The 23518-nt window shown below is 55.7% G+C and carries 22 protein-coding genes and 2 tRNA genes; 20 read left to right on the forward strand and 4 right to left on the reverse strand.

All coding sequences use genetic code 11. From position 1 onward, the window contains the following. Window positions 1–165: 165 nt before the first annotated feature. The 4 genes from rplU to cgtA all read left to right on the forward strand — a co-directional run bounded on the left by rplU (window position 166) and on the right by cgtA (window position 3003). Window positions 166–477 carry a 50S ribosomal protein L21 gene (rplU, locus tag AFK65_RS20565; RefSeq protein ID WP_004385077.1) on the forward strand — a complete coding sequence of 104 codons (312 nt, stop codon included), beginning with the start codon at window positions 166–168 and terminating at the stop codon, window positions 475–477. Window positions 478–496: 19 nt separating this feature from the next. Next, window positions 497–754 (forward strand): 50S ribosomal protein L27, encoded by a 258-nt coding sequence (gene rpmA / locus AFK65_RS02105; RefSeq protein WP_004385076.1) that lies wholly within the window; start codon window positions 497–499, stop codon window positions 752–754. 94 nt (window positions 755–848) lie between these two features. Further along, window positions 849–1814, forward strand: a complete 966-nt coding sequence (locus AFK65_RS02110; RefSeq protein WP_007704954.1) for a DMT family transporter — start codon at window positions 849–851, stop codon at window positions 1812–1814. 16 nt (window positions 1815–1830) lie between these two features. After that, on the forward strand, window positions 1831–3003 hold the full coding sequence (cgtA, locus tag AFK65_RS02115; RefSeq protein ID WP_007704956.1) for an Obg family GTPase CgtA: 1173 nt from the start codon (window positions 1831–1833) through the stop codon (window positions 3001–3003). A gap of 60 nt (window positions 3004–3063) precedes the next feature. Here the strand turns inward: cgtA and pmrB are convergent, their stop codons facing one another. Genes pmrB through dacB form a run of 3 tightly spaced genes read right to left on the reverse strand, consistent with a single transcriptional unit; the run spans window position 3064 to window position 6223 of the window. After that, window positions 3064–4128 carry a two-component system sensor histidine kinase PmrB gene (gene pmrB / locus AFK65_RS02120; protein ID WP_007704959.1) on the reverse strand — a complete coding sequence of 355 codons (1065 nt, stop codon included), beginning with the start codon at window positions 4126–4128 and terminating at the stop codon, window positions 3064–3066. Next, window positions 4125–4787, reverse strand: a complete 663-nt coding sequence (gene pmrA, locus AFK65_RS02125) for a two-component system response regulator PmrA (protein ID WP_007704963.1) — start codon at window positions 4785–4787, stop codon at window positions 4125–4127. The genes pmrB and pmrA overlap by 4 nt, the downstream gene beginning before the upstream one ends. Window positions 4788–4789: 2 nt before the next feature. Continuing rightward, window positions 4790–6223, reverse strand: coding sequence for a serine-type D-Ala-D-Ala carboxypeptidase (dacB, locus tag AFK65_RS02130; protein WP_032805153.1), 1434 nt, complete (start codon window positions 6221–6223; stop codon window positions 4790–4792). Between the two features lie 247 nt (window positions 6224–6470). Between dacB and greA the strand changes: the two genes are divergently transcribed. Next, entirely contained in the window at window positions 6471–6947 is a 477-nt protein-coding gene (greA, locus tag AFK65_RS02135; RefSeq protein ID WP_007704967.1) for a transcription elongation factor GreA, read from the forward strand. A 220-nt stretch (window positions 6948–7167) separates the two neighbouring features. On the opposite strand, the gene yhbY is transcribed toward greA, so the two are convergent. Further along, window positions 7168–7461, reverse strand: coding sequence for a ribosome assembly RNA-binding protein YhbY (gene yhbY, locus AFK65_RS02140; RefSeq protein ID WP_007704969.1), 294 nt, complete (start codon window positions 7459–7461; stop codon window positions 7168–7170). 124 nt (window positions 7462–7585) lie between these two features. On the opposite strand from yhbY, the gene rlmE reads away from it, so the two are divergent. The 15 genes from rlmE to nlpI all read left to right on the forward strand — a co-directional run bounded on the left by rlmE (window position 7586) and on the right by nlpI (window position 23487). Next, a complete protein-coding gene (rlmE, locus tag AFK65_RS02145; RefSeq protein ID WP_004385066.1) occupies window positions 7586–8215 on the forward strand; it encodes a 23S rRNA (uridine(2552)-2'-O)-methyltransferase RlmE in 630 nt (209 codons plus the stop codon). A gap of 56 nt (window positions 8216–8271) precedes the next feature. Beyond that, window positions 8272–10206: an ATP-dependent zinc metalloprotease FtsH gene (gene ftsH / locus AFK65_RS02150; protein ID WP_004385065.1), complete on the forward strand. Its 1935-nt coding sequence runs from the start codon at window positions 8272–8274 to the stop codon at window positions 10204–10206. A gap of 90 nt (window positions 10207–10296) precedes the next feature. After that, window positions 10297–11145, forward strand: a complete 849-nt coding sequence (gene folP / locus AFK65_RS02155; protein ID WP_007704977.1) for a dihydropteroate synthase — start codon at window positions 10297–10299, stop codon at window positions 11143–11145. Next, a complete protein-coding gene (glmM, locus tag AFK65_RS02160; RefSeq protein WP_007704980.1) occupies window positions 11138–12475 on the forward strand; it encodes a phosphoglucosamine mutase in 1338 nt (445 codons plus the stop codon). Before folP ends, glmM begins: the two co-directional genes overlap by 8 nt. Window positions 12476–12698: 223 nt before the next feature. Beyond that, window positions 12699–13031, forward strand: a complete 333-nt coding sequence (gene secG / locus AFK65_RS02165; RefSeq protein WP_007704983.1) for a preprotein translocase subunit SecG — start codon at window positions 12699–12701, stop codon at window positions 13029–13031. 42 nt (window positions 13032–13073) lie between these two features. Continuing rightward, window positions 13074–13160 (forward strand) — tRNA-Leu (locus AFK65_RS02170). 59 nt (window positions 13161–13219) lie between these two features. Continuing rightward, window positions 13220–13296, forward strand: a tRNA-Met gene (locus tag AFK65_RS02175). Between the two features lie 213 nt (window positions 13297–13509). After that, entirely contained in the window at window positions 13510–13962 is a 453-nt protein-coding gene (rimP, locus tag AFK65_RS02180; protein WP_032805830.1) for a ribosome maturation factor RimP, read from the forward strand. A gap of 27 nt (window positions 13963–13989) precedes the next feature. Next, window positions 13990–15477, forward strand: coding sequence for a transcription termination factor NusA (gene nusA, locus AFK65_RS02185; protein WP_007704990.1), 1488 nt, complete (start codon window positions 13990–13992; stop codon window positions 15475–15477). Window positions 15478–15501: 24 nt separating this feature from the next. Further along, window positions 15502–18213 carry a translation initiation factor IF-2 gene (gene infB / locus AFK65_RS02190; protein WP_038858207.1) on the forward strand — a complete coding sequence of 904 codons (2712 nt, stop codon included), beginning with the start codon at window positions 15502–15504 and terminating at the stop codon, window positions 18211–18213. Window positions 18214–18346: 133 nt separating this feature from the next. Continuing rightward, window positions 18347–18748: a 30S ribosome-binding factor RbfA gene (gene rbfA / locus AFK65_RS02195; RefSeq protein ID WP_007766816.1), complete on the forward strand. Its 402-nt coding sequence runs from the start codon at window positions 18347–18349 to the stop codon at window positions 18746–18748. Then, on the forward strand, window positions 18748–19692 hold the full coding sequence (gene truB / locus AFK65_RS02200; RefSeq protein WP_038858203.1) for a tRNA pseudouridine(55) synthase TruB: 945 nt from the start codon (window positions 18748–18750) through the stop codon (window positions 19690–19692). Before rbfA ends, truB begins: the two co-directional genes overlap by 1 nt. A 144-nt stretch (window positions 19693–19836) precedes the next feature. Beyond that, complete coding sequence (rpsO, locus tag AFK65_RS02205) at window positions 19837–20106, forward strand: 30S ribosomal protein S15 (protein WP_004385056.1); 270 nt, start codon at window positions 19837–19839, stop codon at window positions 20104–20106. Between the two features lie 244 nt (window positions 20107–20350). Beyond that, window positions 20351–22486: a polyribonucleotide nucleotidyltransferase gene (pnp, locus tag AFK65_RS02210; protein ID WP_015387065.1), complete on the forward strand. Its 2136-nt coding sequence runs from the start codon at window positions 20351–20353 to the stop codon at window positions 22484–22486. A 116-nt stretch (window positions 22487–22602) separates the two neighbouring features. Next, on the forward strand, window positions 22603–23487 hold the full coding sequence (gene nlpI, locus AFK65_RS02215) for a lipoprotein NlpI (protein ID WP_004385054.1): 885 nt from the start codon (window positions 22603–22605) through the stop codon (window positions 23485–23487). Window positions 23488–23518 lie beyond the last annotated feature (31 nt).

Raw genomic sequence — 23518 nt, forward strand, 5'->3', positions numbered from 1 at the left:
AAACGCGGCAGATAAACGCCGCCGTCACGGTTGTGTTTTTTTTCCGCACCGAACAACAAACGGGCTTGTCAAAGCGTCCCGATTTGCGTAATATTCGCGCCCTATTGTGAATATTTATAGCGCACTCTGATCATGCAGAAGGCGTGCGCGGAAGCGGAGTTCTATATGTACGCGGTTTTCCAAAGTGGTGGTAAACAACACCGAGTAAGCGAAGGTCAGACCGTTCGCCTGGAAAAGCTGGACATCGCAACTGGCGAAACTGTTGAGTTCGCTGAAGTTCTGATGATCGCAAACGGTGAAGATGTCAAAATCGGCGTTCCTTTCGTTGATGGCGGCGTAATCAAAGCTGAAGTTGTTGCTCACGGTCGTGGCGAGAAAGTTAAAATCGTTAAGTTTCGTCGTCGTAAACACTACCGTAAGCAGCAGGGCCACCGTCAGTGGTTCACTGATGTGAAAATTACTGGCATCAGCGCCTAAGACCTGAGGAGAGATTTAAATGGCACATAAAAAGGCTGGCGGCTCCACACGTAACGGTCGCGATTCAGAAGCTAAACGCCTTGGCGTTAAGCGTTTCGGTGGCGAGTCCGTTCTGGCGGGTAGCATCATCGTTCGTCAACGTGGCACCAAATTCCACGCTGGCAACAACGTAGGTTGCGGTCGTGACCACACTCTGTTTGCTAAAGCAGACGGTAAAGTGAAATTTGAAGTTAAAGGCCCGAACAACCGTAAATACATCAGCATCGTTGCTGAGTAAGGTTTTCTCGGTCCGGTAACGGATTAAAGCCCCGCAACCTGTTGCGGGGCTTTTTACATTGGAAACCCGGTAATTTTTCTGTAGGGAAACGGGCATGAAGCAGCAGGCCGGCATTGGTATTCTTTTGGCGCTCACGACCGCAATGTGCTGGGGTGCGCTGCCAATTGCAATGAAGCAGGTACTGGAAGTGATGGAGCCCCCTACGGTGGTGTTCTACCGCTTTCTGATGGCGGGCATCGGGCTTGGGCTGATCCTTGCGATCAAAGGCAAACTACCGCCGATGGGCTTGTTCCGTAAGCCGCGCTGGCTGGTGCTGCTGGCGATAGCAACGGGTGGTCTCTTCGGCAACTTCATCCTTTTCAGCTCCTCCCTGCAATATTTAAGCCCCACGGCCTCGCAAGTCATAGGCCAGCTTTCGCCGGTGGGCATGATGGTGGCAAGCGTATTGATCCTTAAGGAAAAGATGCGCGGCACGCAGATCATTGGGGCAATAATGCTGCTTTGCGGGCTGGTGATGTTTTTCAACACCAGCCTGATAGAGATCTTTACGCGCCTGACGGATTACACATGGGGCGTGATTTTCGGGGTTGGCGCGGCGACGGTCTGGGTCAGCTATGGCGTAGCGCAGAAGGTGCTGCTGCGTCGTCTGGCCTCGCAACAGATCCTCTTTTTGCTGTACACTTTGTGTACTATTGCGCTGTTGCCGCTGGCGAAGCCTGGCGTGGTATTTCAGTTAAGTTCGTGGCAACTGGCCTGCCTGATATTCTGCGGCCTGAATACCCTGGTGGGGTATGGCGCACTGGCGGAAGCGATGGCGAGATGGCAGGCGGCGCAGGTGAGCGCCATTATTACGCTTACCCCACTGTTTACCTTAATATTTTCAGATGTGTTATCTGTTGCCTGGCCCGATTTCTTCGCCAGACCGATGCTAAACCTGTTGGGTTATCTCGGTGCGTTTGTCGTGGTTGCGGGTGCGATGTATTCCGCCATTGGTCACCGTCTTTGGGGACGGTGGCGTAAAAACGAAGCGGTTGGAGTCATCCCCCGCTCGGGCGAATGAATTACGGAGAAGTAAAATGAAGTTTGTTGATGAAGCTGCGATCCTGGTCGTGGCGGGTGACGGCGGTAACGGCTGCGTAAGCTTCCGTCGTGAAAAATATATCCCGAAAGGCGGCCCTGACGGCGGCGATGGCGGCGATGGCGGCGACGTCTGGCTTGAGGCCGATGAAAACCTCAATACCCTTATCGATTACCGTTTTGAAAAATCGTTCCGCGCCGAACGTGGTCAGAACGGCCAGAGCCGCGACTGTACCGGTAAGCGCGGCAAAGACGTGACGGTCAAAGTGCCGGTCGGGACGCGCGTTATCGATCAGGGCACCGGCGAAACGATGGGCGACATGACCAAACACGGTCAGCGCCTGATGGTGGCGAAGGGCGGCTGGCACGGCCTTGGCAACACCCGCTTCAAATCTTCCGTTAACCGTACTCCGCGCCAGAAAACCATGGGCACGCCAGGCGAGAAACGCGATCTGCAGCTGGAGCTGATGCTGCTGGCGGATGTCGGTATGCTGGGTATGCCGAACGCCGGTAAATCCACGTTTATTCGCGCGGTTTCCGCGGCGAAGCCGAAAGTGGCGGATTATCCGTTTACCACGCTGGTGCCAAGCCTTGGCGTCGTGCGTATGGATAACGAGAAAAGCTTCGTGGTCGCCGATATTCCGGGTCTTATCGAAGGCGCGGCGGAAGGCGCAGGCCTCGGTATTCGCTTCCTGAAGCACCTGGAGCGCTGCCGCGTACTGCTGCACCTGATCGATCTCGATCCGATCGACGGCTCCGATCCGGCGGAAAACGCCCGTATCATCGTGGGCGAGCTTGAGAAGTACAGCGAGAAGCTGGCTTCCAAACCGCGCTGGCTGGTCTTCAATAAAATCGATCTGCTGAGCCGTGAAGACGCGGAAGCGAAAGCCAAAGCGATCGCCGACGCGCTGGGCTGGGACCAGAAGTATTACCTGATCTCCGCCGCGAGCCAGATGAACGTAAAAGATCTCTGCTGGGATGTGATGCACTTCATCATCGAAAATCCGGTGGTTCACGAAGAAGAAGCGAAGCAGCCGGAAAAAGTCGAGTTTATGTGGGATGACTATCATCGCCAGCAGCTCGAAGAGATGGAAGCGGAAGCCGAAGAAGAGTGGGATGACGACTGGGACGAAGATGACGACGAAGGCGTCGAAATCGTGTATCAGCGTTAACCAAAAAGGCCGGGAAACCGGCCTTTTTTAATGGCATCAACCCTTAAACGCGCCACATAGTCATGACTGGTTAATCTCTTCCGGGAGCCAGCAGGACGCCGCCAGCCCGCCGTTCGGCCCATCTTCCAGAATTAACTTGCCGCGATGCAGATGCACAATACGCTGCACAATACTGAGCCCCAGGCCGCTGCCGCCGTATCGCTGATCCAGCCGCCGGAAAGGTTCGGTAATCGTCTGACGCTGCGCCTGCGGGATCCCTGGGCCTTCATCAAGTACGGTCAGGCGGCTGCCGCCCTCGTCAGATGATAACCGCACCACGATGCGGCTTTGCTCAGGACTGTACCGCGACGCGTTTTCCAGCAGATTTCGCAGCATCAGGCGCAGCAACACCGCATCGCCCTGAACGCGCAATGTCGTCTCGTCATGAGGCCAGACGATATGCTGCCCGCGCTGTTGCGCCAGCTCGTCCAGTTCGCTGTGTAGCGGCGCAAGGATATCCTCATTCCAGCACAGCGTCTCATGATGCCCGCTCGCCAGCGCCTGGCCCGCGCGCGACAGCATCAGCAGTTGTTCAACGGTGTGCATCAGACGATCAATACGGGCGAGCAGCGGCGTGGCCTGCGCGACGCCCGACTGCTCCATGAGCTCCAGATGCAGGCGAATACCCGCCAGCGGCGTGCGTAGCTCATGGGCCGCATCTGCCGTGAACAAACGCTCCTGCTGAATGGTGTGATCGAGCCGTGAAAAGAGCTGGTTCAGCGAGAGCGTCACCGCCTTTATCTCTTCCATTGAGGAATCGACAGGCACAGGGGAGAGATTATCCGCCGAGCGCCTGGCGAGCGTCTGGCTAAGCTTGCTGAGCGGGCGGGTTATCCACGTCACCGCCCAGAAAGAGAAGAAGAGGGTGAATCCGACCATTACCAGCGACGGCACCAGCAGCGAGGCAATGGCCTCGCGGATCTCTTTTTCGACGTGATGGGTACGGGATTTGGCCGACAGCGTTTCATTCACCAGAAAACTTATCTGCTCCCGGCTTTCATGCCAGAGCCAGACAACGCTAATCAGCTGAAAAAAGAGAAGGATCAGCGCGAGCATCAGCATCAGCCGACGGCGCATGCTGTTCATGACGGGCGCTCCAGCCGGTAGCCCACGCCGCGTATGGTGCGGATGCGGGTTTTGCCGAGCTTGCGGCGCAGGTTATGGATATGCACTTCCAGCGTATTGGAGCTGGGATCGTCCTGCCAGCTGTAGATATCCTGTTGCAGGGTTTCGCGATGCACGGTCTGGCCGATACGCATCATCAGGCGGGTGAGCAACGCGAACTCTTTCGGCGTCACTTCTACGGGCGCTCCCTGCAGCAGTACCTGCTGCGTTTGCAGGTTGAGCGTAATGTCGTCGTGCTGTAACAGATTATCGCTGTGGCCCTGGTAGCGGCGGATTAGCGCCCGTGCCCGCGCGTGAAGCTCCGCCAGCGCAAAGGGTTTGACCAGATAATCATCCGCGCCCGCATCAAGTCCGCTGACGCGGTCTTCCAGCGCGTCACGCGCCGTGAGGATAAGCACTGGGGTGGTGACGCCGCTCCGGCGCCACTGGCTAAGCAGCGTAGCGCCGTCTTTATCCGGCAGGCCTAAGTCGAGAATAATCAGACTGTATTCGCCGCTCTGGAGCAGGGCGTCGCCCTCGGCGGCATTCGCGGCGCAATCCAGCGCATAGCCCTCGTTGCCGAGCGCCAGCGCCAGTCCTTCCTGTAACAGCAGATCATCTTCGACTATCAGCAGTTTCATCGTTAATTATTCTGGTAAAGGTCGCGGTAGAGTCGGCTCTCAAAGCGCACCAGCGGAATACGGCGGTTGCGCTGGTCGGCGGGCTCTACGGCGTAGCCGGAAAGATACTGAACAAACGCCATGCGCTGTCCGCTGGCCGTCGTGATAAAGCCCGCCAGGTTATAGACCCCCTGCAGCGAGCCGGTTTTGGCGGAGACTTTGCCGTCAACGCCCGCCTCATGGAGGCCTGCGCGGTACAGCAGGGAGCCGTCGTGCCCCGCCAGCGGCAGCATAGAGATAAAATTCAGCTGGCTGTCGTTGCGGGCGATATATTGCAGCACCTGCATCATCGTGGCGGGCGCTATCAGATTATGGCGCGACAGGCCGGAACCATCCACCACGATCGTATTGCCTAAATCCACGCCCGCCTTCTGACGCAGGATCTGGCGAACGGCGTCGGAGCCTGCGCGCCAGGTGCCGGGTACGCCGTAGAAATTACGCCCGATGGTGCGAAACACCGTGTCGGCGATCATATTGTCGGATTTCTTAAGCATCAGGCGCAGGAGATCGTGCAGCGGCGGTGACTGGCGGCTCGCGATAACCGTCCCCGGCTCGTTGGGCTGCGTCTGGCGCAGCAGCGTGCCGTTATAAGTAATGCCCGCCTGTTTCAGCTCCGCTTTCAGTATCGCGCCGGCATAGCCCGCGCCATCCTGGATCGCGAAGGCCAGCGGCAGCGGATCGGCGCGCTGCGTCATGCAGCCCGTGAGCGTATAGCGGTTCAGATCGCCCGTAACCACATCCAGCTCGCAATACTGCGCTTCCGACGATCCGCGTGGCAGGGTTTTCACCTGGCTGTAAACATTGACCGGATAATAAGAGGCGATACGCACGAACGCCGGTTCGCCCGCCTGCGGCGCGCTGTAGAGCGACACCGAAAAACAGTTGCGATCGACGATAGCGGCCGACGGCGGAGCGCTGAAGCATTGCGTCATGTCGTTCCACGGCCAGCCGGGCGCTTTGTCATGGCTTGCGAAAGCGGAAGTGTCGATCAGCACGTTTCCTTTTATTTGCTGAACGCCCGCTTTTTTCAGCGCCGTCACCATATTGCGCATATCCTGGCGCTTGAAGGTCGGGTCACCCGTGAAACGCGCAATCAAATCGCCATCAAGCACGCCGTCGTGCACGTCGCCACGGCTCTCAAGCGTCGTGGTGAAGCGAAAGTCTGGCCCAAGCTGCAACAGCGCGGCCAGCGCCGTAATCACTTTTTGCGTACTGGCGGGCAGCGCCATCTGCTGGCTGTGAAAATCAATCTCAGGGGAGCTGGCTCCGACTTTTTGCACCATCAGGGCGAGATTCGCGCCGGCGGGTAACTGATTGATATACTCTTCGACATTGGCGGCACTGGCATTCAGGGCTACACTGGTGGTCAATCCGACAGCAAATCTGGAAAATCGCATAATCTCGCGGTAACAGCTGGAAACGTGCCGTCATACTAAGGCGCATCGCCCTGCAAAGTAAACGATGACCCTTCGGGAACTTCAGGGTAAAATACGTATCAAATTGCAAAATCGTTCCTGACCTGGGGCTTTGTCTCCGGGTCAGTTTTCTTTTGTTTGCCGTCCGGGGCTAGAAGGTTTTCCGGGCTGGCGTGCAGCCGGAGCGGGCTGTGAACCGTTCTTAACAGGACAGTGAGAGGTATAACAAATGCAACCTATTCCGATGACCTTACGTGGCGCTGAGAAATTACGCGAAGAGCTGGAGTATCTGAAATCCGTGCGTCGCCCGGAAATCATCGCCGCTATCGCCGAAGCGCGCGAGCATGGCGATCTGAAAGAGAATGCCGAATACCATGCCGCTCGCGAGCAGCAGGGGTTCTGCGAAGGGCGTATCAAAGATATCGAAGCGAAGCTCTCGAACGCCCAGGTGATTGATATCACCAAGATGCCAAACAATGGCCGCGTAATCTTTGGTTCTACCGTTACGGTGCTGAACCTGGATACCGACGAAGAGTTGACCTACCGCATCGTTGGCGACGACGAAGCGGACTTCAAACAGAATCTTATTTCTGTAAACTCGCCTATCGCACGCGGTCTGGTGGGCAAAGAGCGGGACGACGTGGTGACCATTAACACCCCGGGCGGCCAGGTCGAATTTGAAATCATCAAAGTCGATTATCTTTAACGCCTGCCTCTGAACGGCCGTTTTTTCGGTAAGAGACGCGCCAGAGAGTCATATTTGCTGATTTGTGCGATTCACCTCAACCGGCATGACAGCGATGCCGTTCAGATTGTAAAGAAAGGAAAAAGGCCGCTGAGCGGCCTTTTATCAACAAACGGAGCGTGGCATTTTGCACCCTTGCCTGTAGTTTGCGGCTTCTGCGATCGCTCGCAAAACCCACAGCTTAGCGGGGCAGCGAAATTTTACGTTCCTTTGACGGGCGGTAGAGCACCAGCGTTTTTCCGATGACCTGTACATTACAGGCGCCGGTTTCACGCACGATGGCATCCACAACCAGGGTTTTAGTTTCGCGGTCTTCAGTGGCGATCTTCACCTTGATTAACTCATGGTGCTCAAGCGCTTGTTCAATCTCGGCCAGTACCCCTTCGGTCAAACCATTGTTGCCAAGCATAACCACCGGCTTGAGCGGATGGGCAAGACCTTTCAGGTGCTGTTTTTGTTTAGTACTCAGATTCATCGTATTTTTTGCTTACGTTGGGATTGAAAACGGGTCATTCTACCGCCATCTCCCAATTATCGCCAAATGGCAATACGTGGGTTTTTGAGCCTGCGGCTCACGATGAACCCGGATGGAATGTGAAATGACAGGTAAAAAGCGTTCTGCCAGCTCCAGTCGCTGGCTACAGGAACACTTTAGCGATAAATATGTTCAACAGGCGCAGAAAAAAGGGTTACGTTCCCGTGCCTGGTTTAAACTTGATGAAATACAGCAAAGTGACAAGATTTTTAAACCAGGCATGACGGTTGTCGATCTTGGCGCCGCGCCTGGCGGATGGTCACAGTATGTGGTCACGCAAATCGGAGGAGCAGGCCGTATTATCGCTTGCGATCTTTTACCAATGGATCCTATCGTTGGTGTGGACTTCCTTCAGGGCGACTTTCGTGATGAATTAGTCATGAAAGCGTTACTGGAACGCGTGGGTGACAGTAAAGTACAGGTTGTCATGTCAGATATGGCACCGAACATGAGCGGGACTCCGGCTGTGGATATCCCCCGCGCCATGTATCTGGTGGAGCTGGCGCTCGAAATGTGCCGGGATGTGCTGGCGCCGGGCGGCAGTTTTGTAGTGAAGGTGTTTCAGGGCGAAGGTTTCGATGAGTACCTGCGGGAAATTCGCTCCCTGTTTACGAAGGTGAAAGTTCGTAAACCGGACTCTTCTCGTGCCCGTTCACGTGAAGTGTACATTGTAGCGACCGGGCGCAAACTATAGTACCCTGACGCTGTTTGTTAACACAGTTGTAATATGAGGTTAATCCCTTGAGTGACATGGCGAAAAACCTAATACTCTGGCTGGTCATCGCAGTTGTGCTGATGTCAGTATTCCAGAGCTTTGGGCCCAGCGAGTCGAGTGGCCGTAGGGTGGATTACTCTACCTTCCTGCAAGAAGTTAACCAGGACCAGGTTCGCGAAGCGCGTATCAACGGACGTGAAATCAACGTTACCAAGAAAGATAGTAACCGATACACGACTTATATTCCCGTAAACGATCCCAAACTCCTTGATAACCTGCTGACCAAAAACGTAAAAGTTGTCGGCGAACCGCCTGAAGAGCAGAGCCTGCTGGCGACTATCTTCATCTCCTGGTTCCCGATGCTACTGCTGATTGGGGTCTGGATATTCTTCATGCGCCAAATGCAGGGTGGCGGTGGCAAAGGCGCCATGTCGTTCGGCAAAAGCAAAGCGCGCATGCTGACGGAAGATCAGATTAAAACCACTTTCGCTGACGTGGCAGGCTGTGACGAAGCGAAAGAGGAAGTCGGCGAGCTGGTGGAATACCTGCGCGAGCCGAGCCGTTTCCAGAAGCTGGGCGGTAAAATTCCGAAGGGCGTCCTGATGGTTGGCCCGCCGGGTACCGGTAAAACCCTGCTGGCGAAAGCCATCGCGGGCGAGGCGAAAGTGCCGTTCTTTACCATTTCCGGTTCTGACTTCGTAGAAATGTTCGTGGGTGTGGGCGCGTCCCGTGTTCGCGACATGTTCGAACAAGCTAAAAAAGCGGCGCCGTGCATCATCTTTATCGATGAAATCGATGCCGTGGGCCGCCAGCGTGGCGCCGGTCTTGGCGGCGGTCACGATGAGCGTGAGCAGACCCTGAACCAGATGCTGGTTGAGATGGATGGTTTTGAAGGCAACGAAGGCATTATCGTCATCGCGGCGACTAACCGTCCTGACGTGCTTGACCCTGCGCTGCTGCGTCCTGGCCGTTTCGACCGTCAGGTGGTGGTTGGCCTGCCGGATGTGCGTGGTCGTGAGCAGATCCTGAAAGTGCATATGCGTCGCGTACCGCTGGCGCCGGATATCGACGCGGCAATCATTGCGCGCGGTACGCCTGGCTTCTCCGGTGCCGATCTCGCAAACCTGGTCAACGAAGCGGCGCTGTTTGCCGCGCGCGGCAACAAACGTGTCGTATCGATGGTTGAGTTCGAAAAAGCGAAAGACAAAATCATGATGGGCGCGGAACGCCGCTCCATGGTGATGACGGAAGCGCAGAAAGAGTCCACCGCGTATCATGAAGCGGGCCATGCGATTATCGGCCGCCTGGTGCCAGAGCACGATCCGGTGCATAAAGTGACGATTATCCCGCGCGGTCGCGCGCTTGGCGTCACGTTCTTCCTGCCTGAGGGCGACGCTATCAGCGCCAGCCGTCAGAAACTGGAAAGCCAGATCTCCACGCTGTACGGCGGTCGTCTGGCGGAAGAGATTATCTACGGGCCGGAGCATGTCTCCACCGGTGCGTCTAACGACATTAAAGTCGCGACTAACCTGGCCCGTAACATGGTGACCCAGTGGGGCTTCTCCGACAAACTTGGTCCGCTGCTTTACGCGGAAGAAGAAGGCGAAGTATTCCTGGGCCGTAGCGTGGCGAAAGCCAAGCATATGTCAGATGAAACGGCGCGTATCATCGATCAGGAAGTTAAAGCCCTGATTGAACGTAACTACAACCGCGCTCGTCAGATCCTGAACGATAACATGGACATCCTGCATGCCATGAAAGACGCGCTGATGAAGTATGAAACCATCGACGCGCCGCAAATCGACGATCTGATGGCTCGCCGTGATGTTCGCCCGCCAGCAGGCTGGGAAGATCCGGGCGCCAACAATAACTCTGACAGCAACGGTACGCCGCGTGCTCCGCGTCCGGTCGATGAACCGCGTACGCCGAACCCGGGCAACACCATGTCTGAGCAGTTTGGCGATAAATAATTGCCTGCTGTAGCACCGCTGCATTAATCAAAACCCCGGCCTGTCCGGGGTTTTCTGTTTTCGTTCATTCAAGTTCATAAGGGAATGGCAATGAAACTCTTCGCTCAGGGCTCAACGCTCGAACTTTCTCATCCGCACGTTATGGGAATCCTGAATGTCACGCCGGATTCTTTCTCCGATGGCGGCCAGCACAATACGCTGACAGAGGCGGTCAAACACGCGAACGCGATGATCAACGCCGGCGCGACCATTATCGATGTGGGCGGAGAGTCGACGCGTCCTGGCGCGGCGGAAGTAAGTGTGGAAGAAGAGCTTTCCCGCGTGGTGCCGGTGGTGGAAGCGCTGGCGCAGCGTTTTGAGGTGTGGGTATCAGTCGATACCTCGAAACCGGAAGTGATCCGCGAGTCGGCGCGGGTCGGTGCGCATATTATTAACGATATCCGCTCGCTGACAGAGCCAGGCGCGCTTGAGGCGGCGGCAGAGACCGGTTTGCCGGTTTGCCTGATGCATATGCAGGGCCAGCCGAAAACGATGCAGCAGGCACCGCACTATGAAGATGTTTTTGCCGACGTTACGCGCTTTTTTGAGCAGCATATCGCCCGCTGTGAGGCGGCAGGCATTACAAAAGAAAAAATCATACTCGACCCGGGATTCGGTTTCGGTAAAAATCTGACCCACAATTACCAGCTTCTCGCCCGGCTTTCAGAATTCCGGCGTTTCGGAATGCCTTTGCTGGTGGGAATGTCGCGTAAGTCGATGATTGGACAACTACTGAACGTCGGGCCCGATCAGCGCCTGCCCGGAAGCCTTGCCTGCGCGGTGATGGCGGCTATGCAGGGGGCGCAAATTATTCGTGTCCATGACGTCAAAGAAACCGTCGAAGCGATGCGCGTGGTGGAAGCAACTCTTTCAGCGAAGGATAAAAAATACTATGAGTAACCGTAAATATTTTGGGACAGACGGCATTCGCGGTCGTGTGGGCGATGCGCCGATTACCCCGGATTTTGTCCTGAAGCTTGGCTGGGCGGCGGGCAAAGTGCTGGCGCGTCACGGCTCCCGCAAAGTCATTATCGGTAAGGACACCCGTATTTCCGGTTATATGCTGGAATCCGCACTGGAAGCGGGTCTCGCCGCGGCCGGGCTGTCCGCGCTGTTCACCGGGCCGATGCCCACGCCAGCCGTGGCCTATCTGACGCGTACCTTCCGTGCCGAGGCCGGTATTGTCATTTCTGCGTCCCATAACCCGTTTTACGACAACGGCATTAAATTTTTCTCCATCGACGGCACAAAATTGCCGGATGAAGTGGAAGAGGCGATTGAAGCGGAGCTTGAGAAAGAGATCAGCTGCGTGGATTCCGCCGAGCTGGGTAAAGCGAGCCGTATTGTCGATGCCGCCGGTCGTTACATCGAATTTTGCAAAGGCACATTCCCGAACGAACTCAGCCTGAACGGACTGAAGATCGTGGTGGATTGCGCGAACGGCGCGACATACCACATTGCGGCAAACGTGCTGCGTGAGCTGGGCGCCCGTGTGATTACTATCGGATCTGAACCGGACGGGCTGAACATTAACGAGAAATGCGGCGCGACCGATGTTCGTCTGCTGCAGGAGCGCGTGGTGGCCGAGAAAGCCGATCTGGGTATCGCGTTCGACGGCGACGGCGACCGCGTCATCATGGTCGATCATGAAGGCAACAAAGTGGATGGCGACCAGATCCTCTATATCATCGCCCGCGAAGGGCTGCGTCAGGGCCAGCTGCGCGGCGGCGCGGTTGGTACGCTGATGAGTAATATGGGGCTGGAAGTCGCTCTTAAACAGCTCGGCATTCCGTTTGCGCGTGCGAAAGTGGGCGACCGCTACGTACTGGAAAAAATGCAGGAAAAAGGCTGGCGCATCGGGGCGGAAAACTCAGGCCACGTCATCCTGCTGGACAAAACCACAACGGGCGATGGCATTGTGGCCGCGCTGCAGGTGTTAACGGCAATTGCGCGCAACCATATGAGCCTGCACGATCTCTGCAGCGGTATGAAGCTCTTCCCGCAGATCCTGGTCAATGTGCGCTTTACCCCAGGCAGCGGCGATCCGCTGGAACATGCCACCGTGAAAGCGGTAACCGAAGACGTCGAACAGGCGCTGGGTAAACGTGGGCGCGTGCTGCTGCGTAAATCGGGTACCGAACCGCTTATCCGCGTGATGGTGGAAGGCGAAGACGAAGCGCAGGTGACGGAATTCGCGCACCGTATCGCGGATGCCGTGAAAGCGGTTTAAGCGCATACATGCTTAAAAAGGCGGCGTAAGTCGCCTTTAAAATCGCCGCTTTAGCGTAATTTGCCGTTTTTTTCCGCAGTCAGCATTTGCAGGTAAAATTGCGCTTGCGCGCCCAGAACTCTTTCGTTAGTATTCACACCCGCTTCAGTAGGGAATGACAAATACCCTGCTTTATTGGTTTGAAGCAATTGGCTGCGGTAACCCCGCAAGGAACAGGTTGATTATGTACGAAGCTCTTTTGGTAGTTTTCCTTATTGTAGCGCTGGGCCTTGTCGGTCTTATCATGCTGCAGCAAGGTAAAGGCGCTGATATGGGAGCCTCTTTTGGCGCAGGCGCTTCTGCTACGCTGTTCGGTTCAAGTGGTTCTGGTAACTTCATGACCCGTATGACAGCTGTGCTGGCAACCCTGTTCTTCATCATCAGCCTGGTGCTGGGTAACATTAACAGCAACAAAACCAGTAAAGGAAGCGAGTGGGAAAATCTGACTGCGCCAGCAAAAACTGAGCAGACTCAGCCCGCAGCGCCGGCTAAGCCGACCAGCGATATCCCACGTTAATTTGTCAGCTTCGCGCAGTAAACAGAAACTGCGCACTATAGTGCCGAGGTGGTGGAATTGGTAGACACGCTACCTTGAGGTGGTAGTGCCCGATTGGGCTTACGGGTTCAAGTCCCGTCCTCGGTACCAAATCCCAGCAGAACTTGCAATTTAGACGTTTAAGGCGTAGTATTTGCCACGTTTTCGGACGCGGGGTGGAGCAGCCTGGTAGCTCGTCGGGCTCATAACCCGAAGGTCGTCGGTTCAAATCCGGCCCCCGCAACCACTTTCCCTGAGAGTTGTTTTTCAAATATACTGTGAAGTGCAGCGAATGCCTTCCTGACCGTTTTTGAAAGAAAATTCCCTGGAAGGTGTTCCGGACCGCGCATCGCGGTTTACAGGGTTCAGTTATTAAAAGCCCCGATTTATCGGGGTTTTTTGTTATCTGGCTAAAGAATAACTGGGCTATATGCCCTTTTTTTATGTCCTGGGGGTGGGCTTGTCCACATTAGAGCAAAAATTAACAGAGATGATTACGGCACCGGTGGAAGCGCTGGGCTACGAACTCGTCGGCATCGAATTCATTCGCGGTCGCACATCGACGCTGCGCATCTATATTGATAGTGAAGATGGCATCACTGTTGACGATTGTGCTGATGTCAGCCACCAGGTTAGCGCCGTTCTTGATGTCGAAGACCCGGTTACGGTGGCTTACAACCTGGAAGTCTCCTCGCCTGGCCTCGACCGTCCTCTCTTCACTGCCGAACATTACGCCCGTTACACTGGCGAAGAGGTGACGCTGGTACTGCGTATGGCGGTACAGAATCGTCGTAAGTGGCAGGGAGTCATTAAAGCCGTTGATGGCGAAATGATTACCGTTACAGTTGACGGCAAAGACGAAGTGTTCGCGCTAAGTAATATCCAGAGAGCGAACCTGGTACCCCAATTTTAACAGTCTGGATTGAGGCGAAGGCCCCTGATGAATAAAGAAATTTTGGCTGTTGTCGAAGCAGTTTCCAACGAAAAAGCGGTTCCGCGCGAGAAAATTTTTGAAGCGCTGGAAAGCGCCCTGGCTACGGCAACCAAGAAAAAATATGAACAAGAGATCGATGTTCGCGTGAGCATCGACCGTAAAAGCGGTGATTTCGACACGTTCCGCCGCTGGGTGATTGTAGAAGAAGTGACCCAGCCGACCCGCGAAATCACGCTGGAAGCGGCGCGTTACGAAGATCCGAGCCTGAACGTCGGCGAGTATGTTGAAGATCAGATCGAATCCGTGACGTTTGACCGTATCACCACGCAGACCGCGAAGCAGGTCATCGTACAGAAAGTTCGCGAAGCCGAACGCGCCATGGTCGTTGACCAGTTCCGCGAACATGAAGGTGAGATCATCACCGGCGTGGTGAAAAAAGTTAACCGCGAAAACATTACGCTGGACCTCGGCAGCAACGCCGAAGCGGTCATTCTGCGTGAAGATATGCTGCCGCGTGAAAACTTCCGTCCGGGCGACCGTATCCGCGGCGTACTGTACGCGGTACGCCCTGAAGCGCGCGGCGCTCAGCTGTTCGTTACTCGCGCCAAACCGGAGATGCTGATCGAGCTGTTCCGCATCGAAGTACCGGAAATCGGCGAAGAAGTGATTGAAATTAAAGCTGCCGCTCGCGATCCGGGTTCACGCGCTAAAATCGCGGTGAAAACCAACGACAAGCGCATCGACCCGGTCGGCGCCTGCGTGGGTATGCGCGGCGCGCGCGTTCAGGCGGTGTCGACCGAGCTTGGCGGCGAGCGTATTGATATCGTGCTGTGGGATGACAATCCGGCGCAGTTCGTCATCAACGCCATGGCGCCGGCAGACGTCGCGTCTATCGTGGTGGATGAAGATAAACACACCATGGATATCGCCGTCGAAGCGGGCAACCTGGCGCAGGCTATCGGCCGTAACGGCCAGAACGTGCGTCTTGCTTCACAGCTGAGCGGCTGGGAACTCAACGTTATGACGGTTGACGATCTCCAGGCGAAACATCAGGCTGAAGCGCACGCCGCTATCGATACTTTCACCAAGTATCTCGACATTGATGAAGAGTTCGCCACGGTTCTGGTGGAAGAAGGCTTCTCCACGCTCGAAGAACTGGCCTATGTGCCGATGAAAGAGCTGCTGGAAGTTGACGGCCTGGATGAGCCGACCGTGGAAGCATTACGCGAACGCGCTAAAAATGCGCTCACCACCCTTGCGCTGGCTCAGGAAGAGAGCCTCGGCGATAACAAACCGGCTGACGACCTGCTGAATTTAGAAGGTATGGATCGCACGCTGGCTTACCAACTCGCTGCTCGTGGTGTGTGTACGCTTGACGACCTCGCCGATCAGGGCGTGGACGACCTCGCGGATATCGACGGGTTGACCGATGAGAAAGCCGGTGAGCTTATCATGGCCGCTCGTAACATCCGCTGGTTTAGCGATGAAGCGTAATAAACTGTAGCAGGAAGGAACAGCATGACTGATGTAACCGTAAAAGCGCTGGCCGCAGAGATTCAGACCTCCGTGGACCGCCTGGTACAGCAATTCGCTGATGCAGGGATCCCGAAGTCCGCTGAAGACTCTGTGACGGCACAAGAGAAACAAGCCTTACTGGCGCACCTGAACCGTGAACATGGTTCAGGGCCGGATAAGTTGACTTTACAGCGCAAAACGCGCAGTACTTTAAATATTCAGGGTACCGGCGGGAAAAGTAAGTCGGTACAGATCGAAGTCCGCAAAAAACGCACCTTTGTAAAACGTGATCCGCAAGAGGCAGAGCGTCTCGCCGCGGAAGAACAGGCGAAGCGTGAGGCGGAAGAGCAGGCCCGTCGTGAAGCAGAGGAAGCTGCCAAGCGAGAGGCAGAGGAAAAAGCCAAGCGTGAAGCCGGCGATAAGGCTAAACGTGAAGCTGAAGAACAGGCTAAACGCGATGCCGCTGATAAAGCGAAACGTGAAGCTGCGGAAACGAGCAAAGTGAGCAATCAACAAACTGACGAAGTGAGCAAAGCTGCTCAGGCGGAAAAAGCCCGCCGCGAAGCTGAAGCCCTTGACCTTAAGCGCAAGGCCGAAGAAGAAGCGCGTCGCAAGCTGGAAGAAAATGCCCGTCGCGTAGCCGAAGAAGCCCGTCGTATGGCTGAAGAGAACGCTACCAAGTGGGAAAGCGGCAGCGAAGAAGAATCTGAAGATAGCAGCGACTACCACGTCACTACTTCCCAGCACGCGCGTCAGGCAGAAGATGACAGCGATCGCGAAGTAGAAGGCGGTCGTAGCCGCGCGCGTCCGGCGAAAGCCGCACGCCAGAAGAAGAGCAACAAGCATTCCGAGTCCAAAGCGGATCGTGAAGAAGCCCGTGCAGCCGTTCGCGGCGGCAAAGGCGGCAAGCGTAAAGGCAGCTCCCTGCAGCAGGGCTTCAACAAGCCGGCTCAGGCCGTTAACCGTGACGTTGTTATTGGTGAAACCATCACTGTCGCTGAACTCGCTAACAAGATGGCGGTAAAAGGCTCTCAGGTTATCAAAGCGATGATGAAGCTGGGCGCGATGGCGACCATTAACCAGGTCATCGATCAGGAAACCGCGCAGCTGGTTGCTGAAGAGATGGGCCACAAGGTTATCCTGCGTCGTGAAAACGAGCTGGAAGAAGCGGTAATGAGCGACCGTGATATGGGCGCACAGGCTGAGCCGCGCGCGCCGGTCGTGACCATCATGGGTCACGTTGACCACGGTAAAACCTCTCTGCTTGACTACATCCGTTCCACGAAAGTGGCTTCGGGCGAAGCGGGCGGCATTACCCAGCATATCGGTGCGTACCACGTACAGACCGATAACGGCATGATCACCTTCCTGGATACCCCGGGCCACGCCGCGTTTACCGCGATGCGTGCACGTGGTGCGCAGGCAACGGACATCGTGGTTCTGGTGGTTGCGGCGGACGACGGCGTGATGCCGCAGACCATCGAAGCTATCCAGCACGCGAAAGCGGCGAAAGTGCCGGTTGTCGTTGCGGTGAACAAAATCGATAAGCCTGACGCCGATCCGGATCGTGTTAAAAACGAACTGTCTCAGCACGGCATCATCCCGGAAGAGTGGGGCGGCGAGAGCCAGTTCGTCCACGTTTCTGCGAAAGCGGGCACCGGTATCGATGAACTGCTGGACGCTATCCTGCTGCAGTCCGAAGTTCTGGAACTGCACGCGGTACGTAAAGGCATGGCGACCGGCGTGGTTATCGAATCCTTCCTGGATAAGGGTCGTGGTCCGGTTGCTACCGTTCTGGTTCGCGAAGGTACGCTGAACAAAGGCGATATCGTGCTGTGTGGCTTCGAATATGGCCGCGTGCGTGCGATGCGTAACGAACTGAACCAGGAAGTCCAGGAAGCGGGTCCGTCCATTCCTGTTGAGATTCTGGGTCTCTCCGGCGTTCCTGCCGCGGGTGATGAAGTGACCGTGGTTCGTGATGAGAAGAAAGCGCGTGAAGTGGCTCTCTATCGTCAGGGCAAATTCCGCGAAGTCAAACTGGCGCGTCAGCAGAAATCCAAACTCGAGAACATGTTCGCGAACATGACCGAGGGCGAAGTTCACGAAGTCAACATCGTGCTGAAAGCCGACGTACAGGGCTCCGTAGAAGCGATTTCCGACTCCCTGCTGAAACTCTCCACCGACGAAGTGAAGGTGAAGATTGTTGGCTCGGGCGTGGGTGGTATCACCGAAACCGACGCCACGCTGGCTGCGGCTTCCAACGCTATTCTGGTGGGCTTCAACGTTCGTGCCGACGCCTCCGCGCGCCGTGTTATCGAAGCGGAAAGCCTGGATCTGCGCTACTACTCCGTCATCTATAACCTGATCGACGAAGTGAAAGCGGCCATGAGCGGCATGCTGTCGCCTGAGCTGAAACAGCAGATCATCGGTCTGGCCGAAGTGCGCGATGTGTTCAAATCGCCGAAATTCGGCGCGATCGCGGGCTGTATGGTCACAGAAGGCACGATTAAGCGTCATAACCCAATCCGCGTACTGCGCGACAACGTGGTTATCTATGAAGGCGAGCTGGAATCCCTGCGCCGCTTCAAAGATGACGTTAACGAAGTCCGTAACGGCATGGAATGTGGTATCGGCGTTAAGAACTACAACGACGTCCGTGTTGGCGACATGATCGAAGTGTTCGAGATCATCGAAATCCAGCGCAGCATCGACTAATCCCCGTTTGCCCGGCGGCAGAGCGTCGCCGGGTGTGGATTAGGACATATTTGTAGGCCGGGTTAGCGAAGCGCCACCCGGTATGACTATTCAAAAGGGGCTAATAGCCCCTTTTTTGTCTGGAGATTTTATTATGGCGAAAGAATTCGGTCGCCCTCAGCGCGTCGCGCAGGAGATGCAAAAAGAAATTGCCATCATTCTGCAGCGCGAAATCAAAGATCCGCGCGTTGGGCTGATGACCACCGTATCGGGCGTTGAAGTGTCCCGCGACCTGGCCTATGCCAAAGTGTTCGTAACGTTCCTGAATGATAAAGACGACGCGGCGGTAAAAGCCGGTATCAAAGCGCTGCAGGATGCCTCAGGCTTCATCCGCTCGCTGCTGGGCAAAGCCATGCGCCTGCGCATCGTGCCGGAACTGACCTTCTTCTACGACAACTCGCTGGTAGAAGGGATGCGCATGTCCAACCTGGTCACCAGCGTTGTGAAACACGACGAAGAGCGTCGCGTTAATCCGGACGACGACAAGGAGGAATAATGAGTCGTCCTCGTCGTCGCGGTCGCGACGTGCATGGCGTGTTGCTGCTGGATAAGCCGCAGGGGCTCTCCTCCAACGACGCGCTGCAAAAAGTAAAGCGTATCTATAATGCCAATCGCGCCGGGCATACCGGCGCGCTGGATCCGCTGGCGACCGGTATGCTGCCCATCTGCCTCGGTGAAGCGACCAAGTTTTCCCAGTATCTGCTCGATTCCGATAAGCGTTACCGCGTGATTGCGCGTCTCGGGCAGCGCACCGACACCTCCGACGCCGACGGCACGGTGGTGGAAGAGCGCCCGGTTACGTTCAGCGAGCAGGCATTGCAGGATGCGCTGGAGAGCTTTCGCGGCGACACCCTGCAGGTGCCGACCATGTTCTCGGCGCTGAAATATCAGGGCAAGCCGCTGTATGAATATGCGCGTCAGGGCATTGAAGTGCCGCGTGAAGCGCGTCCGATTACCGTTTATGAGCTGCTGTTTATTCGCCATGAAGGCGACGAGCTTGAGCTGGAAGTGCACTGTTCGAAAGGCACTTACATCCGCACTATCATTGACGATTTAGGCGAGAAACTCGGCTGCGGCGCGCATGTGATTTATCTGCGCCGCCTGGCGGTCAGTAAATATCCTGTCGAGCGTATGGTGACCCTCGAGCAGCTTAATGCGCTGCTTGAAGAGGCGCAGACGCGTGAAACCGCGCCGTCTGAACTGCTCGATCCGCTGTTGATGCCGATGGACAGCCCGGCGGCGGATTACCCCGTGGTTAATCTTCCGCTGACGTCATCCGTGTACTTTAAGAATGGCAACCCGGTGCGGACCAGCGACGCGCCGTCAGAAGGCCTGGTGCGCGTGACGGAAGGCGAAGCGCAAAAGTTTCTCGGCATGGGGGAAATCGACAGCGAAGGGCGCGTGGCGCCCCGCCGCCTGGTCGTAGAGTATCCGGTTTAACCCTCGTCGTTACCTTGCGATAACAAGCCGTGACAGGTAGAATATTGCGGCTAAACACTACGTCCGTCATTTTTAATGCAGACGTAGCCCCGGGTGGCTGAATTAGAGATCGGCACCCTTATTTTTTATAAACTGGAGTTGAAAATGTCTCTAAGCGTTGAAGCTAAAGCTAAAATCGTTTCTGAGTTTGGTCGTGGTGAGAACGACAGCGGTTCTACCGAAGTTCAGGTTGCACTGCTGACTGCGCAGATCAACCACCTGCAGGGCCACTTCGCAGAGCACAAAAAAGATCACCACAGCCGTCGTGGTCTGCTGCGTATGGTTTCTCAGCGTCGTAAACTGCTCGACTACCTGAAACGTAAAGATGTAGCACGCTACACTGCGCTGATCGAGCGCCTGGGTCTGCGTCGCTAATCACTGCGAGTTTCAGAAAAGGGGGCCTTTACGGCCCCTTTTTTCGACCAGACGGCAGCAATTGCGAGTAAACTCATGTATTGTTGCTAAGTATGATCTTCGTTGCAGAGGTTCGCGCGGCTAATGAGAGGCTTGATTCGCGCAGGCGGGTTAGGGTTGTCATTAGTCGCGAGGATGCAAAGAGGATCGGGTACTGTCAGCACGGCTTTGGGCGTGCTGTTCTTCATTTAGAAAGGGTATAATTTTGCTTAATCCGATCGTCCGCAAATTTCAGTATGGTCAACATACTGTCACTCTTGAAACCGGAATGATGGCTCGTCAGGCCACTGCTGCCGTAATGGTAAGCATGGATGACACTGCGGTATTCGTGACCGTGGTTGGCGCTAAAAAAGCGAAGCCGGGCCAGGACTTTTTCCCGCTGACCATTAACTATCAGGAGCGTACCTACGCTGCTGGCCGCATCCCTGGCGGTTTCTTCCGTCGCGAAGGCCGTCCTAGCGAAGGCGAAACGCTGATCGCGCGTCTGATTGACCGTCCGCTTCGTCCGCTGTTCCCGGAAGGCTTCGTTAACGAAGTTCAGGTTATCGCGACCGTCGTTTCCGTTAACCCGCAGGTTAACCCGGATATCGTCGCGATGATCGGCGCGTCCGCCGCGCTGTCTCTGTCCGGTATTCCGTTTAATGGCCCGATTGGTGCTGCCCGCGTGGGTTACATCAACGACCAGTACGTACTGAACCCGACCCAGGATGAGCTGAAATCCAGCAAACTGGATCTGGTGGTTGCCGGTACCGAAAGCGCCGTGCTGATGGTGGAATCCGAAGCTGAACTGCTGAGCGAAGATCAGATGCTGGGCGCTGTGGTGTTCGGTCACGAGCAGCAGCAGGTTGTGATTCAGAACATCAACGATCTCGTGAAAGAAGCGGGCAAACCGCGCTGGGACTGGCAGCCTGAAGCCGCTAACGAAGCGCTCAACGCGCGCGTGAAAGCGCTGGCTGAATCTCGTCTGAGCGACGCGTACCGCATCACTGACAAACAAGAACGTTACAGCCAGATCGACGCTATCAAAGCGGACGTCATCGCGGCACTGCAGGCTGAGCAGGCCGAAGGCGACGCGCTTGACGAAAACGAGCTGGGCGACATCCTGCACGCTATCGAGAAGAACGTTGTTCGCTCCCGCGTGCTGGCTGGCGAGCCGCGTATCGATGGCCGCGAAAAAGACATGATCCGTGGTCTGGACGTGCGCACCGGCGTACTGCCGCGCACTCACGGTTCCGCGCTGTTCACCCGTGGTGAAACGCAGGCGCTGGTTACCGCGACGCTGGGTACCGAGCGCGACGCGCAGAACATCGACGAACTGATGGGCGAGCGTACTGACCGCTTCCTGTTCCACTACAACTTCCCTCCGTACTCTGTCGGCGAAACCGGCATGGTTGGTTCTCCGAAGCGTCGTGAAATCGGTCACGGTCGTCTGGCGAAACGCGGCGTACTGGCAGTGATGCCGGCAGCCGACCGCTTCCCGTACACCGTTCGCGTCGTATCTGAAATCACCGAATCCAATGGTTCTTCTTCCATGGCTTCCGTGTGTGGCGCTTCTCTGGCGCTGATGGACGCAGGCGTGCCGATCAAAGCCGCTGTCGCGGGTATCGCGATGGGTCTGGTGAAAGAAGGCGAAAACTTTGTCGTACTGTCCGACATTCTGGGTGACGAAGACCACCTGGGCGACATGGACTTCAAAGTGGCTGGTTCCCGTGAAGGTATCACTGCACTGCAGATGGATATCAAAATTGAGGGCATCACCAAAGAGATCATGCAGGTGGCGCTGAATCAGGCTAAAGGTGCGCGTCTGCACATTCTTGGCGTGATGGAACAGGCTATCAACGCGCCGCGTGGCGATATCTCTCAGTTCGCACCGCGTATTCATACCATCAAGATCAGCCCGGACAAGATCAAAGACGTGATCGGTAAAGGCGGCTCTGTGATTCGTGCGCTGACCGAAGAAACCGGCACCACCATCGAAATCGAAGATGACGGTACGGTGAAAATCGCAGCGACCGATGGCGAGAAAGCGAAACACGCGATTCGTCGTATCGAAGAGATCACCGCTGAAATCGAAGTGGGCCGTATCTACAATGGTAAAGTGACCCGTATCGTTGACTTTGGTGCTTTCGTCGCTATCGGCGGCGGTAAAGAAGGTCTGGTACACATCTCTCAGATCGCCGACAAGCGTGTTGAGAAAGTGACCGACTATCTGCAGATGGGTCAGGAAGTACCGGTTAAGGTACTGGAAGTTGACCGTCAGGGCCGCGTACGTCTGAGCATTAAAGAAGCAACCGAGCAGACTCAGGAAGCAGCAGCCCCTGCTGCGCCGGAAGCCGAGTAAGGTTTGCCGTTTAGCTCTCCGTGGCGACACGGAGAGCCATTTGTTACGAGGCAGGATGCCCCGTTTGCAGCCGGGGGACAGGACGTTCATCCAATAGTTGTCTTCGGGAGTAGGAAATGAAGCCTTTATTGCGCTGGTGTTTCGTTGCGACAGCACTCACGCTGGCAGGATGCAGCAACTCTGCCTGGCGTAAGAGCGAGGTCCTGGCGGTGCCATTGCAACCGGCCTTGCAGCAAGAAGTGATCCTCGCACGCATGGAGCAGATCCTCGCAAGTCGGGCTTTAACCGATGATGAACGCGCACAGCTTTTATATGAGCGCGGAGTGTTGTATGATAGTCTTGGTTTGCGGGCACTGGCGCGGAATGATTTTTCACAAGCGCTGGCTATCCGCCCCGATATGCCTGAAGTATTCAACTACTTAGGCATTTATTTAACGCAGGCAGGCAATTTTGATGCTGCCTATGAAGCGTTTGATTCTGTACTTGAGCTCGATCCAACTTACAACTACGCGCATTTAAATCGCGGTATCGCCCTCTATTACGGCGGACGTTACCGATTAGCGCAAGATGATCTGCTGGCGTTTTATCACGACGATCCCAATGATCCTTTCCGTAGTCTGTGGCTCTTCCTTGCTGAAAGCAAAATGGATGAGAAACAGGCCAAAGCGGCCTTGCAAGAACGCTTTGAGAAATCGGACAAAGAACAGTGGGGATGGAACATTGTCGAATTCTGGCTCGGCGACATTAGCGAAAAAACGCTAATGGAACGCCTGAAGGCAGACGCAACGGATAACACCTCGCTCGCTGAGCATCTCAGTGAAACCAACTTCTATTTAGGTAAGTACTACCTAAGTCTGGGGGATAAGGACAGCGCCACGGCACTGTTCAAATTAGCGGTTGCTAACAACGTCCACAACTTCGTTGAGCACCGTTATGCATTGTTGGAATTAGCGCTCTTGGGCCAGGAGCAAGATGACCTGGCAGAATCGGACCAGCAATAGCTGACGAACATTTCAGCCCACGGATTTTTTT

This window comes from Cronobacter universalis NCTC 9529, assembly GCF_001277175.1.
Taxonomy (GTDB): domain Bacteria; phylum Pseudomonadota; class Gammaproteobacteria; order Enterobacterales; family Enterobacteriaceae; genus Cronobacter; species Cronobacter universalis.